The sequence below is a fragment of the Pseudomonas sp. NBRC 100443 genome (genome assembly GCF_030268185.1).
Taxonomy (GTDB): Bacteria; Pseudomonadota; Gammaproteobacteria; order Pseudomonadales; family Pseudomonadaceae; genus Pseudomonas; species Pseudomonas citronellolis.
On the sequence record NZ_BSQE01000001.1, the window covers coordinates 364,386 to 381,060 of the forward strand.

Sequence of the window (16,675 nt, forward strand, 5' to 3'; positions counted from 1 at the left end):
GTACTGGTGAAAGGCCGCTAGATTGAGCGGCCTTTCTGCTTTTCCAGGCCCGGATCGGCGAACAGCAGTTCCCGATACAGACCGGCCCAGCGCCGTCCCATGGTCTCGGCGGTGAACAGTTCCTCGTAGCGCGCCTCGGCCTTCCTGCCCATCTCGGCTGCGCTCTCCGGGTGCTCCCATATCCAGCGCATCGCCTCGCGGAACGCCTTCGGCTCGCTGGGCGGCACCACCAGCCCCGTCACCCCCTGGATATTGATGTAGCTGGTGCCCGTCCCGATCTCGCTGGAAATCATCGGCTTGCCGTACATCGCGCCTTCCAGCAGGGAGATACCGAACGCCTCCGAACGCAGGTGCGAAGGAAACACGATGGCGCGGCTCAGTTGCAGCAGCGCCACCTTGTCCACCTCGCTGACCCGCCCCAGGAAGCGTACGTGGCCTTCCACTCCCAAGGCAGCGGCTTGCGCCTTCAGCTCGGCCTCCAGCGGCCCGGCGCCGACCACCACCAGCGGGTAGCCGGTCCCCTGGATCGCTTCCAGCAGGATGTGCAGGCCCTTGTAGTAGCGCATCACCCCGACGAACAGGAAGAAACCCTCTCCCACCCGCTGGCGCCAGCCGTCCAGGCAGTTCGCATCGGGCTGTGGATAACCCGTCTTGTCCAGACCGTAGGGAATCACTTCGGTCTTGCCCGGGAAGCGCCGCAACACCTCGCTGGTGGCCAGGTAGTTGGGCGAGGCCGCCACTATGCGGTCGGCGCAGCCGAGAAAGCCGTTCATCAGCGGCTGGTACAGCCTGAGCAGATGGCGCTGGCGGACGATGTCCGAGTGGTAGGTCACCACCATCGGCTTGCGCACCCCGGAGAGGAAATGCACCAGGTCCATGAACGGCCAGGGGAAGTGGAAATTGATGATGTCGGCCTCGGCGGCCAGGGCGCGAAAGCGCGGCAACACGCTGTAGGAGAAGCCCGTCGAGGCCAACTGCAGATCCAGGCGCGCACGGTGCACCCGGTGTCCATCGACCTCCAGCAGCGCCGGCTCGGGATTGGCGCTCAAGGTGAGCACCTCGTTCTCGATGCCGTGAGCCTCGCCGCTGCGGCAGAGCTGGTTGATCACCTGTTCGATCCCGCCCACGGAGTCGGGCAGGTAGGTCTTGAAGAAATGTAGAATGCGCATTCAGCCTCCCATGGCCTGGCGATAGGCCTCGACGGTGGCGCGGGCGCACGCCTGCCAGCTGAAAGCCCCGGCGCGGTCCAGCCCCAGGCGCCGCAGACGTGCCCATTCGTTCCCGTCCTCCAGCAGCCGCTGGATGGCATCGGCCATGCCCTGCTCATCCTGTGGCTCGACGAAACAGCCGGCCTCGCCGGCCACTTCCGGTAGTGACGAGGTGCGCGCCAGCACCGTAGGCACGCCGCTGGCCATGGCTTCCAGCACCGGCAGCCCGAAGCCCTCGTAGAGCGACGGGAACAACAGCAGGCGCGCGCCGGCGAGCACGCACGCCAGGGTGTCGTCGTCCAGGTAGCCGAGCAGGCGCACCTGGCCGCCGGCCAGCGCCACGGCCAGTTCCGCGTCCAGCTGTTCCTGGCGCCAGCCGGCCATGCCGGCGATCAGCAGGGGATAGCGCTCGCGCAGCGCCGGCGGCAACAGGGCATGGGCGCGCAGGGCCTGCTGCAGGTTCTTGCGCGGTTCCAGCGTACCCACGCAGATCAGATAGCCCCCAGCTTCCAGAGCCAGTGGCGCCAGTACAGTTCGCAACTGTTCCGCCGTGCGCGGCCGGAAGCGCGGCGCACACCCCAGGGGCGCGACCATCACCCGCTCCGCCGGCAGGCCGAAATACGCACGCAGCTCCTCGCCGACGAAGTGCGAATCCACCAGGATGCGCCCGGCCCGGGCCACGCCTTCTCCGACACGCCGCTCGATCTCCGCCAGGCGGTCACGCGGCTGGGTCTGGGGATAACGCACGTGGGTCAGGTCATGCACCGTCATGACCATGGGGCCCTCGAACGCCAGCGGCCACAGGCTCGGTTCGTGATACAGCTGCACATCCCGCTCGCGCAGGCCCCGGTCGAAGCGCTGCTGTTCCAGCCAACGGCGGATCCGGTAGGCGCCCGGCACCCGCCTGGCCGCGGCGCTCCAGCGCGAATAGCCCGGCAACGCCGCCCGCGGCAGCGCCTGCGACCAGCCCCAGCCATGGAAATAGTCCAGATCCACGCCGGGCTGCTCGCCCAGGGCCTGCGCCAGCGCCGCCACGTATTGGCCGATGCCGGTGCGCGGGGCCTGGAGGATGCGGGTGTTAAGCGCAACCTTCACGCTGTTCGTCCTTTTCCGGCGCCCCTCCCAAAGGCTGTTGCCACTGCGCCTGCACTACGCGCTCGATGAGTTGCTGGCTGGCCTCACGCCATCCGATCCAGCGCCACTCGGACACCGGCCGTTGCGCCGGAAACTGGCCCGATTCTTCGAAGCGCTCCACGAGCGCCGCAAGGGACTCCGGCTGGTCCAGATCGAAATAGGCCATGAAGTCGCTGCCGATCTCACGGAAGACCGGGATATCGCTGGCCATGGCCGGCAACTGGCGTTGCATGGCCTCTACCAGTGGCAGGCCGAAGCCTTCGACGAAAGACGGGAACACCAGTGCCTTGGCGTTCGCATAGGCGTGCTCCAGGCCTCGATCGTTGAGCTTGTGGAAAACATGCAGGCGCTTGTTCAATTCCGGATGCCGGCGGATGCGGGTGACCAGGTCCTCGCACTTCCAACCGACGCGCCCGATGATGCACAGGCGGACAGGGGAGCCACGCGCCCAGAGACGCTCGAAGGCGTCCAGCAGATAGGCGTGGTTCTTTCGCGGTTCTATGGTGCTGACCATCAGGTACACCGGCGCACCCGCCTCGAACATCCGCAGCAGGCGCGGATCGATACGGCCGGGACGGTCGGCCAGGTCCAGCTCCGAGCCCAGGTAGAAGTGGTCGAACCAGATCTGCCCGGCCACCGCCTCGCCCCGACGGCGGACGATCTCGGCACGCAGTTGGTCGCGGATGGTGGTGGAGATGCACATGAAACCATCGGCCATCTCGGCGATCCAGTCGAACCAGCGGTCGAAAACACGGACCAGGCCGGCATCGCAAAACTGCGGATGCGTAGAGGGGATGAGATCGTAGATCACCGAGACGATGCCCACGCCCTGCGCCTTGAGACGCTCGGCGACGGGGAAGAAATCGGCATGCCAGGACGAGTCGAGCAGCAGCAATTGGTCGCCCGGCAACGCCTCCATCGCCTGCACGCGCTCAGGCACCACATGGTTTCGCGAGGCATAGGTGGCGAATCGCAGCGGCAGGGTGAAGCTTAGGCTGGCCAGCTTGCAGAGCATGTAGAGAGCCCGCCGCGCATTGTGCCAACGGTTCATCGGCCAGCGCCGCTCCAGGCGCGCGTGCCACATCCAGTAGTCGTTACGTAGTTGCTCCAGGGCCACGCGCATGCGGCTGTGCCAGGGCAGGTCGCGGCCGGACAAGGGCGCCAGCGCCAGTACCCGGAACATACGCCCGCGCAGGAAGACCACGGGTATGCACTCGACTTCGGCCTGGACCGTATCGAGATTGCGGATGACATTGCGCACGACGCGCTGGATGCCCGAGTTCACTTCGGGGTGTTCGAAGACGTATGTGCATTCGATGAGTATGCGCATCATGGCAGGCTGCGCCTCAGTTCGAGCACTTCCGCTGCAGCGCCCAGGCGCTCGACCGCAAGCTCCGCCCCCAGCCAGGAATAGCCGACGAAGTTCTCGTGGCTGGCGTTGGCCACCTGGAACAGCATGGCGCAGTCGCGCCATTCGTAGCTGCCGTCCAGGTGCGAGTCACGCCTGGAAAGGCTCAAGGAAACCGAGTAGTTGCCTGGTCCCAGGCGCATCGGGAAGCTGTATCGATACAGGATGCGCTCACCTGCCCGGATATTCTCCAGCGTCTGCTTCAGGCGGTAGGAGTTGATGCCGTACATGGCCTGGCCCAGGCGGTCCTTGAGCATGAACCCCAGCACCAGTTGGCTGATGTCCTGGGTCGCGCGGACCACCACTTCCAGCGTCACCTCGCTGCCCACTTCGATGATTTCCACCGAGGTATCCTGCTCCAGCAGGCGCACCGACTCGACCTCGACCTCCCCGGTACCGGAAATGGTCCGCGTCTTGCCGTTGGCCAGCATCTCCTGGCGTACCCGATGGTTGAGGCCGGCCGTCATGCGCGCATGGTAGTAGTCCATGACCATCTCCGGGTCGCCTTGCTGCACGACCCTGCCGAACTCCAGCAGCACGGCGCGATCGCAGATGGACTGGATGGCGAAGCGGTCATGGGACACGATCAGCAGCGTGGTGCCGTCGCGGCGGAAGCTACGGATGCGCTCGAAGCTCTTGTGCTGGAAATAGGCATCGCCCACCGAGAGCGCCTCGTCGACGATCAGCACGTCAGGGCGCCTGGCGGTGGCCACGCTGAACGCCAGGCGCATCTGCATACCGCTGGAGTAGGTGCGCACCGGCTGGTCGATGGCGTCACCGATCTCGGCGAAGGCCTCGATGGCCGGCATCAGTTCCTCGATTTCCTCGCGCTGCAGGCCCTGCAACTGCGCGGCCATGAACACGTTCTGGCGGCCGGTGAATTCAGGGTGGAAGCCCATGCCCAGCTCCAGCAGCGCCGAGACCCGCCCGCCGACGCTGCAGCTGCCGTGGGTGGGCAGGGTGGTGCCGGTGATGATCTTGAGCAGCGTGCTCTTGCCGGCGCCATTGGAACCGACCAACCCTACCGCCTCGCCGGGCGCGATGTCCAGGTCGATATCCTGCAGCACCCATTTCTGCTGGTGGCGCGGCCGGGCGCCGGGAGACAACCATTCGAGCAGCCGAGCCCAGCGCGAGGGATACTGGCGGTAGGCCTTGCCGAGTTGCTGGATGCGTATGTGGCCCATCAGAGTTCGTCCACCATCTCGCCGGAACGGCTACGGAACAGCGCCAGCGCCAGGACGCACAGCACCAGGGCCGAGAGCAGCAGCGGCAGCAGGTCAGTCCATACGGGCCAGCGGCCATATAGGAAGAGGTTCTGGTAGGACTGAATCAGCGGCGTCATCGGATTGAGCTGGATCAGCCTGCGGATGCTTTCCGGCAGGATGCTGGTCGGGTAGACGATGGGCGTGAACCAGAACCAGAACTGCAGGAGGATGCCGAACAGTTGCCCGACGTCGCGGAAGAACACGTTGAGCACGCCCAGCAGCATGCCCAGCCCACAGGCGAACAGTAGTTGCAGCAGGAGCAGGACGGGGAAGGCCAGCAGGGCGATGCCGGGCAGCCGGCCGGTGATGGCCAGGAAGCCGCAGAACAGCGCGAAGATGATGGCGAAGTTCACCAGTGCGTTGAGCATGCTCACCACCGGCAGGCAGATGCGTGGGAAGTTGAGCTTCTTCAGCAGGTTCGCGTTGTCCAGGAACATCGTCAGGCTGCGCCCGACCACCTCGGAGAACAGGCCCCAGGTGAGCAGCCCGGAACAGATGAACACGCCGAATGCCATGCGGTCATCGACGCCCGGCAACCGCGCCCGCATCACCTCGGAGAAGATCACCGTATACACCAGGATCATCGCCAGCGGGTTGAGCACCGTCCAGGCCGCGCCCAACATCGAGCCGCGGTAGCGCGACTCGAACTCGCGGCGCACGCTGCCGGCGACGAAGCCGCGGTATTGCCAGATTCCCTGGAACATCCTCGCCAACATCTAGCAGGCCCTGCCGTACTGGTCCTCGAAGCGGACGATGTCGTCCTCCCCCAGGTATTCGCCGCTCTGCACCTCGATCATCACCAGGTCGATGACGCCGGGGTTCTCCAGGCGATGCTTGTGCCCCGCAGGGATGTAGGTGGACTCGTTGCTGTTCACCAGGCGCACGCCCTCGCCATTGGTGACCTTGGCCATGCCACGCACCACTATCCAGTGTTCGCTGCGGTGATGGTGCATTTGCAACGACAGTGAGGCCCCCGGCTTGACCACGATGCGCTTGATCTTGAAGCGCGGCCCTTCCTCCAGCACCGTGTAGGTTCCCCACGGACGGCTCACGGTGCGGTGCAGGCGATAAGCCTCGTGCTCGCTGTCCTTGAGCTGCTTGACCACCTTGCGCACGTCCTGGGCGCGCTCGGCGTGGGCGACCAGGATGGCGTCTGCGGTATCGATGACGATCAGGTCGGACACGCCCACGGTGGCCACCAGGCGGTCGTCGCTCTGCACGTAGGTGTTGCAGGTATCGACGAACACCGCGTCGGCGGCTGCGCGGTTGTTCTGCGCATCAGGCTCGACCAGCGCGCTCAGCGCCCCCCAGGAGCCGATGTCGCTCCAGTCGAAGGCCGCCGGAACCACCGCGACGCGCTCTGAGCGCTCCATCAGTGCGTAGTCGATGGAAATGTCGGGGAAGGCGGCGAAATGCTCGCCGCTCAGTTCCTGCTGCACCACCTGGCCCAGTTCGTCGCCGCTGCTGGCCTCGTGGCAGGCGATGGCGCTGGCGAGGATTTCCGGAGCGTGGCGTTCCAGCTCGCCAAGCAGCGTGGCGACGCTGAAGCAGAACATGCCCGAGTTCCAGAGGAAATCACCGCTGTCGAGGAATTGCCGGGCAGTCTCCAGGTCGGGCTTCTCCACGAAACGCCGAACCCTGGCCCCGCGGCCCTCGTCCAGTTGCTCGCCCATCTCTATGTAGCCGAAACCGGTCTCCGGTGCCGTGGGCACCACGCCGAAGGTGACCAGGTGACCGGCCTCGGCCAGGGCGGCCGCGCGCTCGACCGCCCGGCCAAAGGCCTCGAGGTCGCGGATCAGGTGGTCCGCCGGCATCACCACCAGCAATGCCTGGTCGCCGTGCCTGGCGCGTACTGCCAACGCCGCCATGGCGACCGCAGGCGCCGTATTGTGCCCCACCGGCTCCAGGACGAAATGTCCGCGCTGGCGCAGCTTGGCGGCAAGGAAGTGATCCTTGCTCTGGAAGTAGTAGTCGCGGTTGGTCACCGTAACTATCTCGCCATCGCTGGGCAAAAGGCCGGCTGCCCGGCAGTAGGTCTTGTGCAGAAGGGTCTGGCCATCGGGCAGCGCCATGAAGGGTTTGGGCTGCCCCTCGCGGGAAACCGGCCACAGGCGCGTCCCGGCCCCACCGGAAAGAATCACAGGAACCAGCATGGCGCTACTCCTTGTCGACTCGCCGCAGGTCGGCATCCACCATCATGTGAATCAGATTCTCGAGGCTGGTCCTCGGACTCCAGCCCAGCACCCGTTCGGCCTTGGCCGGGTTGCCCAGGAGCACGTCGACCTCCGCGGGGCGGATGAAGGCCTGGTCGACCACCACGTGATCCTGGTACTTCAGGCCGACGTAGTCGAAGGCGATGCGGCACATTTCCCGCACCGTGGTGGTCACGCCAGTCGCCACCACGTAGTCATCGGGCTTTTCCTGCTGCAGCATCAGCCACATGGCCTCGACATAGTCGCCAGCGAAACCCCAGTCGCGCTTGGCATCGATGTTGCCCAGGCGCAACTCCTTCTGTTTGCCGAGCTTGATCCGCGCCACGGCATCGGTGACCTTGCGGGTCACGAACTCGATGCCACGCAGCGGCGATTCGTGGTTGAAGAGGATGCCGCTGGAGGTGTGCAGGCCGAAGCTCTCGCGGTAGTTCACCGTGATCCAGTGGCCGTACAGCTTGGCCACGCCATAGGGGCTGCGCGGGTAGAAGGGTGTGTTCTCGTCCTGCCGCTCGGCCTGGATCAGACCGAACATCTCGCTGGTGGAGGCCTGGTAGAAGCGCGTCTGCGGGCTGAACTGGCGGATCGCCTCGAGCAGGTGGGTAACCCCCAGGCCGTCGACCACGGCGGTGGTGATCGGCTGGTCCCATGAGCTGCCGACGAAGCTTTGCGCCGCCAGGTTGTAGATTTCATCCGGCTTGGCCTTGATGACCGCGCGCTGGATGGACGAGGCATCGGCCATATCGCCATCCAGATAGACCAGCTCCGATTCGATGCCCAGCTCGCGCAAACGCCAGCGGGTATCGGAGCTGCGCCGGGCCACCAGGCCGTGCACGCGGTATCCCTTTTCGAGCAGCAGTTTTGCCAGGTAGGCACCGTCCTGGCCCGTCACTCCCGTGATGAGTGCGTTTCTTGTCATTGTCGCTACACCCGTGATGCCCAGTCCGACAGGATCGCCGTCAGGGTCTGATTTATCGTTATGTCCGGCTTCCAGCCGGTCGCCTCGTGCAGCTTGGAATGACTGCCGCATACACGGCGTTGTTCCGCACGGCGCATGCGTGCGGGGTCCTGCACCAGTTCGATCTCCACCTGGGCGAGATCGGCCAGTTGCTGGATCAGGTCGCGAATCCGCCGTTCTTCACCGGAGCAGACGTTGTAGACCTGTCCGGGGCGGCCGCCTTCAAGCAAGGCGAAGTAGGCCGACACCACATCGCGGACATCCAGGAAGTCGCGGCTGACGTCGATGTCGCCAACCAGCAGCCGAGGCTCCTGCAGGCCTGCGCGGATCAGAGCGATCTGTCGTGCAGCACTGGCGATGACGAAGTTTTCCTTCTGCCCGGCGCCCACGTGGTTGAAGGGGCGCGCGATCATCACTCGCCAGCCTTCGGTCATGCCCCACTGCAGGCAGAGGTGTTCGGCCGCCAGCTTGCTGACGGCATAGGGGTTGCGAGGCGCAGGCAGAAGGTCTTCGCGGATGGGAAGGCGTGCTTCGTCCACCTGGCCATAGATGTCCCCGGAACTGACGTAGAGGAAGTCCCCGGAGAAATCGAGAGCCTTGAGTGCCTGCAGCAGGTTGAGGGTACCCAGGAGATTGACCTGCAGCGTACCCGCGGGATCGCGAAACGCTTCCGGGACGAAGGTCTGCCCGGCGAGATGGATGACGGTATCCGGCCGCTGACTGTAACCGGCACGCACCGCTTCCGGATCGGTTAGGTCGGGGCGCTCGGGCACCTCGAGCAGTTCCCACACGCTCTCGTGCTGATCAAGCCAGGTTCGGATGTGGTGTCCGACGAATCCCGTGAGGCCGGTGACCAATAGGCGCTTTCTCAAGAGAACCCCTTGTCATGAGCACCCAGGGAACATCCGACAGGTGCTACGAGCTGGAAAGGTGCCTGCAGAAGTCGCGAAAATGATGCGATTAGGATTCTTCTGCTGTTGTACTTATCTCGTTAACCTGTAGTAAATGAATGACAAATTCAACCTAAAGCTGAGTGACCGGTCGGTTCTGCTTCAATTTTTCATACATGGTACTTAAGCACTTTTCGAAGCCGGCTGCGCTGTGTTTAGAATGCGGCCGCCAGCGCTTGCAACCTGTCCAGTCCGACAACCCGGTCGTCGACTGGACAAAAGCCCCACCCCGGCCGCCAGGGTGGTAACAAGAACAATACACAGGCAACGGCCTGTAAGGCGCTGCCGGCAGCGCCTGCACAGTGTTGTAGGACCGTATGGACTTCATCCTGTTTTCGGATATTGGCGAGAGCGCCATCGACAGCAGTCTCGGCACTCCCGAGTACAGCTATTTCTTCGTTCTCAAGGCCTATCTGCCGGTTCTGCAGGCGCTTGGCGAAGTACATCGCCCGCAGAGCCTGCAGGAGCTGGAAGCCACCGCCCGCCGGCTGCGCGCGGCCGGGCGTGATTGCCTGGCACTGTTCTTCGGCCCACCGCACAAGTCTCCGCTTTCCCTCGCCTGTCCCATCCTCTGCGTCATCGCCTGGGAATACGACAGCATCCCCAACGAAACCTGGAACGATGATCCGTGCTTGGACTGGCGCTACGTGCTAAGCCGGCATGGCGGGGCGATCAGCCTGTCGTCGCACACAGCCCGGGCGATCCGCGCCTCGATGGGGGAGGACTTCCCGGTGATTCCCCTGCCGACACCGCTCTGGGAAACCTATGCCAGCCTCGGCGGACAATCGCCGGCCAACGCCATCATCGAGCCGACGAAACTGCAGATTCGTGGCTGCATCCTCGATACCCGACTGCTGGGCCTGTCGGCCGACGGACTCATCGCACCGATACATGACATTCCCGCCGTCGCCGACGAGCCCATCGAGCCCATTATCGAAGCCGTGCCGGCACTCACCTGGCGACGGCGCGCGCTGATCACCCGGCATTACCTCCTGATGTGGTACCGCGAGGCCGTGCGCGACCTCGTGCCCGCCGCGCTGCGCCGGGGCCTGAGCCGACTGCTGCGGCGCCCCAGCCCGCTAGCGCCGGCCGAGCCGCCCGCGGCATCCTCCGCAACCGTGATCGAAGAGCATCCCCAGGCGCAGTTGCCGGATACCTCGCAACTGGTCGAGGTCCAGGTGGAGGGCGTGGTCTACGTCTCGGTATTCAACCCTGCGGATGGGCGCAAGAACTGGGAGAACCTGGTCACGGCCTTCTGCTGGGCGTTCCGCGACACTGCCGACGCGACCCTGGTGCTCAAGATCACCCAGAAGGACCTGGCCAGCTACTACGTTCACATGCTGACCCTGTTGTCGCAGTTGGCCCCCTTCGCTTGCCGTGTCGTAGTCATGCACGGCTTCCTCGACGACGAACAATTCCAGCGCCTGCGCGAGGCCACCAGTTACTACGTCAATGCCTCGCGCTGCGAAGGCCTGTGTCTTCCGCTGATGGAGTTCCTGGCCTGCGGCAAGCCGGCCATAGCCCCGGCGCACACCGCGATGGAGGACTACGTCGACAGCGACCTGGCCTTCGTCGTCCCCGCTTGTCGCGAACATGCCGTATGGCCCCAGGACACTCGCCTGAGCTACCGGACCATACGCTACCGTCCGGACTGGGGCGCGCTGAAGCAGGCGTACCTGGACAGCCACGGGATTGCCCGGCAGGCACCGGAGTGTTATCAGGCGATGTCCATGGCGGCACGCCAGCGGATGCGCGAATTCGCCGGCGAGGAGCGTTTCGCGAACGAACTGGGTGAGTTCCTCGGCACCTTCCTGGGCACCGGCAGGCCCGACAAAGCCGTCGCGGGAGACGCGGCATGCTGATCCTCATCCATTCGGAAACCAACCGCAGCAACATCCGAGAGAACCTCGGCAAGCCCGAATACAGCTATTACTTCGTGCTGAAGGAATTCCGTCCGCTACTCGAACGCCTGGGCCAGGTGATGGAAATCAGCGATCCGGACGACCTCGTCGATCGGATCTACGCCGACTGCCAGCGCCGCGGCGAGGAGTGCATCTTCCTGTCCTTCTCGCCACCGCACCGCACCCCCATTCATTACCGTTGCCCGACCGTCCCGGTATTCGCCTGGGAGTTCAGCGTCATCCCTTATGAGAGCTGGTACGGCGAGCCGCGCCACGACTGGCGCCTGGTGTTCGACCGACTGGGCGCGGCCATCACCCATTCCAGCTTCACCGTCGACTCGGTACGCCAGTCCATGGGTCCGGACTTCCCTGTGGTGAGCATCCCAGCCCCGGTCTGGAACCGCTTCGCCGCCCTGGCGGCCCGTCTGCAACGCAGGCCGGTGGCCGAGCAGCTGGAATTGCAGGTCGAAGGCCTGGTGATCGACAGCCGTGTGGACGACGTGGGCGGCTATGCCCCCGAACCCCATCGCGATGCGCCACGCATTGACTTCGAGGCCTCGCGCGAAAGGCAGAAACTGCGCCTGGACGGAGTGATCTACACCTCGGTGTTCAACCCCTACGACGGCCGCAAGAACTGGATCGACATGCTCGGCGCCTTCTGCTGGGCCTTCCGCGATTGTGAAGACGCCACTCTGGTACTCAAGCTCACCCACCACTGCATCGACGATGCGCTGGCGGACATGCTCCACCACCTCTACAAGCTCAGGCCCTACCGTTGCCGCTTCGTGCTGATCCACGGCTACCTCGAGGATGCCGACTACGAACGCCTGGTGGAGGCCACCAGCTACGTGGTCAATACCTCCTACGGCGAGGGGCAGTGCCTGCCGCTGATGGAGTTCATGTCCTGCGGCAAGCCGGCCATAGCCCCGCGCAATACGGCGATGCTCGATTACATCGACAGCGACAATGCCTTCGTGGTGGATTGCACCGAGGAACTCACTGCCTGGCCCCATGACCCGCGGGCGGCCTACCGTACCCTGCGCTACATCACCAACTGGGACTCGCTGCTTGCGGCCTACCAGGAAAGCTATCGGGTGGCGAAGGAAGACCCCCAGCGCTATGCGCACATGAGCGAGGCCGCAGTGGACGCCCTGCAGGCGTTCTGCAGCATGGAGCAGGCGCAGGCCCGGCTGTCCGCCTTCCTCGCTGCCCTGCGGGCTCGCAGGGCGATAACGGGCGATGAGCCATGCGCAAGTCTGTGACTATGGCATTGCCATGTCGATCATCGGCTTGCCCCGGACATGGCCAGCCGGCAATGGCGGAGGGTGTGTCATGCATCGGTTACCGATGACGGACCGCCAGGGCCACACACCCGGCCGGCGTATCCAGGACATCGAGCTGCTGCGGGCGCTCGCCGTGGTCAGCGTGGTCGTGCACCATGCCCATGGCAATCTGTTCCACTGGCCCACGCCGCTGTTCGATGCCTTCTTCCGGCGCTTCGAGCTGTGGTGGGGCGTCGATCTGTTCTTCGCCATTTCCGGCTTCGTCATCGCCCGCGACCTGATTCCTCGCCTGCAGGGCTGCAACGGTGTCGCCGAGTTCTGGCGCAACAGCGTACAGTTCTGGGTCAGGCGCGCCTTCCGCCTGCTCCCCTCGGCCTGGCTCTGGCTGCTGCTGATGCTGGTGGCCTGCCGCTTCCTGAACGAATCGGGCGCCTTCGGCACATTGTCCGCCAACCTCGCCGCAACACTCGCGGGGATACTGCAATACGCGAACTTCCGTTTCGCCGACAGCTTCTTCCGCTACGAGTACGGCGTCAGCTTCGTCTACTGGAGCCTGTCGCTGGAGGAGCAGTTCTATCTCCTGCTGCCGCTGCTGATATTCGTCTCGCGCCGCTTCCTGCCCTGGATTCTGGTAGGGGTGATAGCCGCCCAGTTCTTCGTCTGGCGCACGCCCTTGCTGATGGTGCTGCGCACCGACGCCCTGGCCTGGGGCGTGCTCCTGGCCCTGGCCAGCCACAAGGCCTTCTATGTACGCCTGGAGCCGACCTGGCTGTTGCGCTGGCGCCCCCTGGGGCTGATCCTGGCGGCACTGCTGGTGCTGGGGTTGACGCGGGTGTCCACCGAGCAGCACCTCTGGTCCGTCTGGCGTATCGGGGTGATCGCCCTGTTCAGCGCGGCCCTGGTCTGGTTGGCTTCCTACGATCGCGGCTACCTGGCCCTTCCCGCGCCCCTGCAACGCCTTGGCCTCTGGCTGGGCAGCCGCTCCTATGGCATCTATCTCATCCATATCCCGGCATTCTTCCTGACCCGGGAAATTGCCTTCCGCCTGTATGGCGACAGCGCCCTGGACGGCACCCATACCCTGCTGTTCCTGGTCCTGGCCATCTGCACCATCGTCCTTTGCAGCGAAGCGAACTACCGCTATGTCGAGTTGCCGCTCAGAGCACGCGGCACCGCCATTGCCCGGCGTTTCTCGACCGAGGCGCCGCCTACCGCAGGAGACATCCGCAATGAGGCAGCCTAGCCGTCGTCGCGTCCCCGTCGAGTTTCCCGGCTGCGCAGACAAATCCCGCATTTCCCCGCTCGGAACGCTTCTGGAGAACTGGCCATGCTGAACCGGCTGAAGAATTTCCTGACCACTCCTGCCGCTCCAGCGGCGAAGGAAAGCACGGGCAGCGCCGCCGAGCCACGTGTGGATCCATACATGCTGGGCCTCAAGGATGCAGCCCTGAGCGGCTGGTTCGACCAGCAGAACGGCGAGCTCTACCGCGGTTTTCCCGTGGGCCCCGAGGACACCGTGCTGGATGTCGGCTGCGGCAACGGCGGCAATGTGCACTTCTGCGCCATGCGTGGCGCGCGCATCATCGTGGCCGACATCGACGCCGAGAAGATCGAGGCCACCCGCCAACGCCTGGAAGGAAGCGCGGCCCGCAGCGTCGAGTGCCTGGTGACCGACAGTGCTCCGCTACCGATTCCGGACGCCTCCATCAGTCGTGTGGTCAGCACCGAGGTCATCGAGCATGTGGACGACCCCCGGGCCTTCCTCGCCGAGTTGGTCCGCGTGGGGCAACCCGGCGCCCTCTACCTGCTTTCCGCCCCTCATCCCTCCTCGGAGGAGCTCCAGCGGGGCTTCGCCGCCGCCGATTATTTCCGCAAACCCAACCACGTGCGGGTGATCGGCGAGCAGCAGTTCAGGGACTGGGTGACGGAAGCGGGCCTGGAAGTCGTCAGCCACGGCCAATATGGTTTCTACTGGTCTTTGTGGATGCTGTTCTTCTGGGAGGCCGGCGTCGGGTTCGAGAATCCCGACCATCCGCTGCTGCACAACTGGACCAGGACCTGGGACGTCCTGCTCGATTCGCCTCGCGGTGCCGCCATCAAGGAGGCGCTGGACCAGATGGTCGCCAAGAGCCAGGTGATAGTGGCGCGCAAGCCGTGATGCAAGCGCCTCGCCACCGACAGGGAATGTGAAGGATGAGAAGCCCTGCATTGTCGAGCAACCGGCACTTCGGTCTGGAATGGCTGTGGAGCCCCGCGCGTCGCAGCATCGCCTACGCTTTGCCGCTGCTCATGGCCGTGGCCCTGGTGCTGTATCTGTATCCGGGTACCTTCCTGGCCGGGCATGGCAGGTTCTTCGAGGGCGGCGATGCGGCCTCTCACGTGTCGGGGTGGCTGTTCTTCGAACAGGACCACTGGCATTTCCCGCTGCTGAAGACGGATCGCCTCAACTATCCCGACGGCATCAGCATTGCCTTCACCGACAGCATCCCGCTGCTGGCCTTGCCGCTCAAGCTGTTCGCCGGGGTGTTGCCCGCGGGCTTCCACTATTTCGGCCTGTGGCACGCCATCTGCTACCTGCTGCAGGCAGCCGCCGCGGTTTTCGTGATTCGCTCACTGGGTATCCGGCATCTGCCAGGCGCCCTGCTCGCGGCGGGTTTCGCCCTGATCTGGCCTGCCCTGACGCACCGCCTGGGGCACACGGCGCTCATGACCCAGGGGCTGCTCCTGCTGACACTGGGCACCTATCTGAGAGGCCATTCGGGAACATGGTCCGTTCGCCGAACCTGCACGGCATTCATCGCAATCACCGCCAGCGCCCTGCTGGTACACCCCTACCTGTTCGCCATGAGCTATCCGCTCCTGCTCGTCTATCTGGTGAGCCAGTGGCGGGCTGGAAGCCTGGACCTGAAACGCGTCTGCCTCTGGCTCGCAGGCTCGCTCGTGGTGCTGTTCGCCATCCTCCTGGCGGGCGGCTATCTCATCGGCAAGGGCGCCGCCGCCGGCGGCTTCGGCATCTATTCACTGAACCTGCTCTCGCCTTTCTGCGGTGGCCTGCTGTGTTCCAGCCACTACGCGACACCGGGTCAGGATGAAGGCTTCAACTACCTGGGCGCTGGCGTCCTGCTGTTGCTGGCCACCAGCGCGCTGTTGGAACCCCGTGCGTTCCTCCGTTCCGCGGCGCGCCATCGCTACCTGTTGTTGGCCCTGCTGGCGCTGACTCTCTATGCGGCCAGCAACAAAGTGTTCGTTGGCCAGCATGAGTTGCTGGATATCCACCTGCCCCGGTTCGCCGAAGCGCTGGCCGGCATCTTCCGGGTGAGCGGCCGTTTCTTCTGGTTGGTGGGCTACAGCATCCTGTTCTTCGTCCTGGCCGTATTGCTGCGCCGTCGCAGCCTCGCGCTGTTGCTGCTGATGTCCGGGGCGCTGGCACTGCAGTGGTACGACACCCGCCCGTTGCGTGACCGCGTCCTGTTCCAGACACGCCTCCCCACCACCGTCGACATCGCGCCCTGGCGCTCGGCGCTGGCCGGCTTCGAGGAAATCGACGTCTATCCAGCCTATGGCTGCAGCCTTCCGCCCACCACGGACGACGACTACGTGCGCTATCAGTACCTGGCGGCGCAACTGGGCCTTCGGATCAATACCGGCTATACCGCCCGCGCCGCGACGGATTGCACGAAAAAGAACAGGCTGGTCGACGGGCCCGCACTGCCCGGCCATCTGTACGTGAAGCTGGGGCACCTGCATAACCCGCTGGATCTGCCGCCGCTGTTCCGTACTGCGCTCGATGCCGGGCGCTGCATGCTCGACAGCCAGCATCTCATCTGCATGAACACCCGGCCCTCGCAAAGCTGGGCTACCGTGGCGGCACCGCTGGACAGGCGGAATTCGGACCTCCGGATACGCTGGAAGGCCGAACAACTGCCCAGCCTGATCGGCCAACTGCGCAACGGGCGCCTGGTCCCGCGCCAGCCGGGCGAGGCGGGCTATCTCAGCTATGGTCCCTACATCGCCCTGAGCGAAGGCGTCTATTCGTACCGGATCAACTACTTGAGCGAAGCTGACGAAGCCACGACCGTCGGTACCTGGGATATCGTCGGGCAAGACGCTGGCGGGCACTTCGTCGCCCTCTCCAGCGGCCCGCTGGCTGGCACCCACGGCGAACTCCGGCCGGTCGCCGGAATGGTGGCCTTGAAAGCCCCGCTGCAGAAAGTCGAATTGCGCCTGCTGAGCAATGGCGCAGACCTGCAACTCTCCGACCTGGAGATTTCTTCGGGCCCGCCCGCGCCACAAACCGCCCAGCGTGCGGCCGATTGAGGTAGCGCCTGCCATGTCCCGGATAACAAGAGCGACACGAG

At 64.9% G+C, this 16,675-nt stretch carries 13 protein-coding genes; 5 read left to right on the forward strand and 8 right to left on the reverse strand.

Annotated elements, in window-relative coordinates:
- Nucleotides 1-17: 17 nt before the first annotated feature.
- Genes QSJ95_RS01630 through QSJ95_RS01665 form a run of 8 tightly spaced genes read right to left on the reverse strand, consistent with a single transcriptional unit; the run spans nucleotide 18 to nucleotide 9,055 of the window.
- Nucleotides 18-1,169, reverse strand: a complete 1,152-nt coding sequence (locus QSJ95_RS01630; RefSeq protein WP_285639434.1) for a glycosyltransferase family 4 protein — start codon at nucleotides 1,167-1,169, stop codon at nucleotides 18-20.
- On the reverse strand, nucleotides 1,170-2,303 hold the full coding sequence (locus QSJ95_RS01635) for a glycosyltransferase family 4 protein (protein ID WP_285639436.1): 1,134 nt from the start codon (nucleotides 2,301-2,303) through the stop codon (nucleotides 1,170-1,172).
- Nucleotides 2,287-3,675 carry a glycosyltransferase family 4 protein gene (locus QSJ95_RS01640; protein WP_285639438.1) on the reverse strand — a complete coding sequence of 463 codons (1,389 nt, stop codon included), beginning with the start codon at nucleotides 3,673-3,675 and terminating at the stop codon, nucleotides 2,287-2,289. The genes QSJ95_RS01635 and QSJ95_RS01640 overlap by 17 nt, the downstream gene beginning before the upstream one ends.
- On the reverse strand, nucleotides 3,672-4,934 hold the full coding sequence (locus tag QSJ95_RS01645) for an ABC transporter ATP-binding protein (protein ID WP_069862753.1): 1,263 nt from the start codon (nucleotides 4,932-4,934) through the stop codon (nucleotides 3,672-3,674). The genes QSJ95_RS01640 and QSJ95_RS01645 overlap by 4 nt, the downstream gene beginning before the upstream one ends.
- Nucleotides 4,934-5,731, reverse strand: a complete 798-nt coding sequence (locus QSJ95_RS01650; RefSeq protein WP_069862751.1) for an ABC transporter permease — start codon at nucleotides 5,729-5,731, stop codon at nucleotides 4,934-4,936. The genes QSJ95_RS01645 and QSJ95_RS01650 overlap by 1 nt, the downstream gene beginning before the upstream one ends.
- Nucleotides 5,732-7,168 (reverse strand): mannose-1-phosphate guanylyltransferase/mannose-6-phosphate isomerase, encoded by a 1,437-nt coding sequence (locus QSJ95_RS01655; protein ID WP_285639443.1) that lies wholly within the window; start codon nucleotides 7,166-7,168, stop codon nucleotides 5,732-5,734.
- 4 nt (nucleotides 7,169-7,172) lie between these two features.
- Nucleotides 7,173-8,144, reverse strand: a complete 972-nt coding sequence (gene gmd / locus QSJ95_RS01660) for a GDP-mannose 4,6-dehydratase (RefSeq protein ID WP_009614730.1) — start codon at nucleotides 8,142-8,144, stop codon at nucleotides 7,173-7,175.
- Nucleotides 8,145-8,149: 5 nt separating this feature from the next.
- Nucleotides 8,150-9,055: a GDP-mannose 4,6-dehydratase gene (locus tag QSJ95_RS01665; protein ID WP_285639446.1), complete on the reverse strand. Its 906-nt coding sequence runs from the start codon at nucleotides 9,053-9,055 to the stop codon at nucleotides 8,150-8,152.
- 395 nt (nucleotides 9,056-9,450) lie between these two features.
- Here QSJ95_RS01665 and QSJ95_RS01670 point away from each other — a divergent pair, with 395 nt between their 5' ends.
- The 5 genes from QSJ95_RS01670 (at nucleotide 9,451) to QSJ95_RS01690 (ending at nucleotide 16,634) form a co-directional block, all read left to right on the forward strand.
- Nucleotides 9,451-10,995: a glycosyltransferase gene (locus QSJ95_RS01670; protein WP_285639448.1), complete on the forward strand. Its 1,545-nt coding sequence runs from the start codon at nucleotides 9,451-9,453 to the stop codon at nucleotides 10,993-10,995.
- Nucleotides 10,989-12,296, forward strand: coding sequence for a glycosyltransferase (locus QSJ95_RS01675; RefSeq protein WP_285639451.1), 1,308 nt, complete (start codon nucleotides 10,989-10,991; stop codon nucleotides 12,294-12,296). Before QSJ95_RS01670 ends, QSJ95_RS01675 begins: the two co-directional genes overlap by 7 nt.
- A 70-nt stretch (nucleotides 12,297-12,366) precedes the next feature.
- Nucleotides 12,367-13,560, forward strand: a complete 1,194-nt coding sequence (locus QSJ95_RS01680) for an acyltransferase family protein (protein ID WP_269961898.1) — start codon at nucleotides 12,367-12,369, stop codon at nucleotides 13,558-13,560.
- A gap of 84 nt (nucleotides 13,561-13,644) precedes the next feature.
- A complete protein-coding gene (locus QSJ95_RS01685) occupies nucleotides 13,645-14,475 on the forward strand; it encodes a class I SAM-dependent methyltransferase (protein WP_285639453.1) in 831 nt (276 codons plus the stop codon).
- Between the two features lie 35 nt (nucleotides 14,476-14,510).
- Nucleotides 14,511-16,634: a DUF6311 domain-containing protein gene (locus tag QSJ95_RS01690; protein WP_285639454.1), complete on the forward strand. Its 2,124-nt coding sequence runs from the start codon at nucleotides 14,511-14,513 to the stop codon at nucleotides 16,632-16,634.
- The last annotated feature ends 41 nt before the right edge of the window (nucleotides 16,635-16,675 follow it).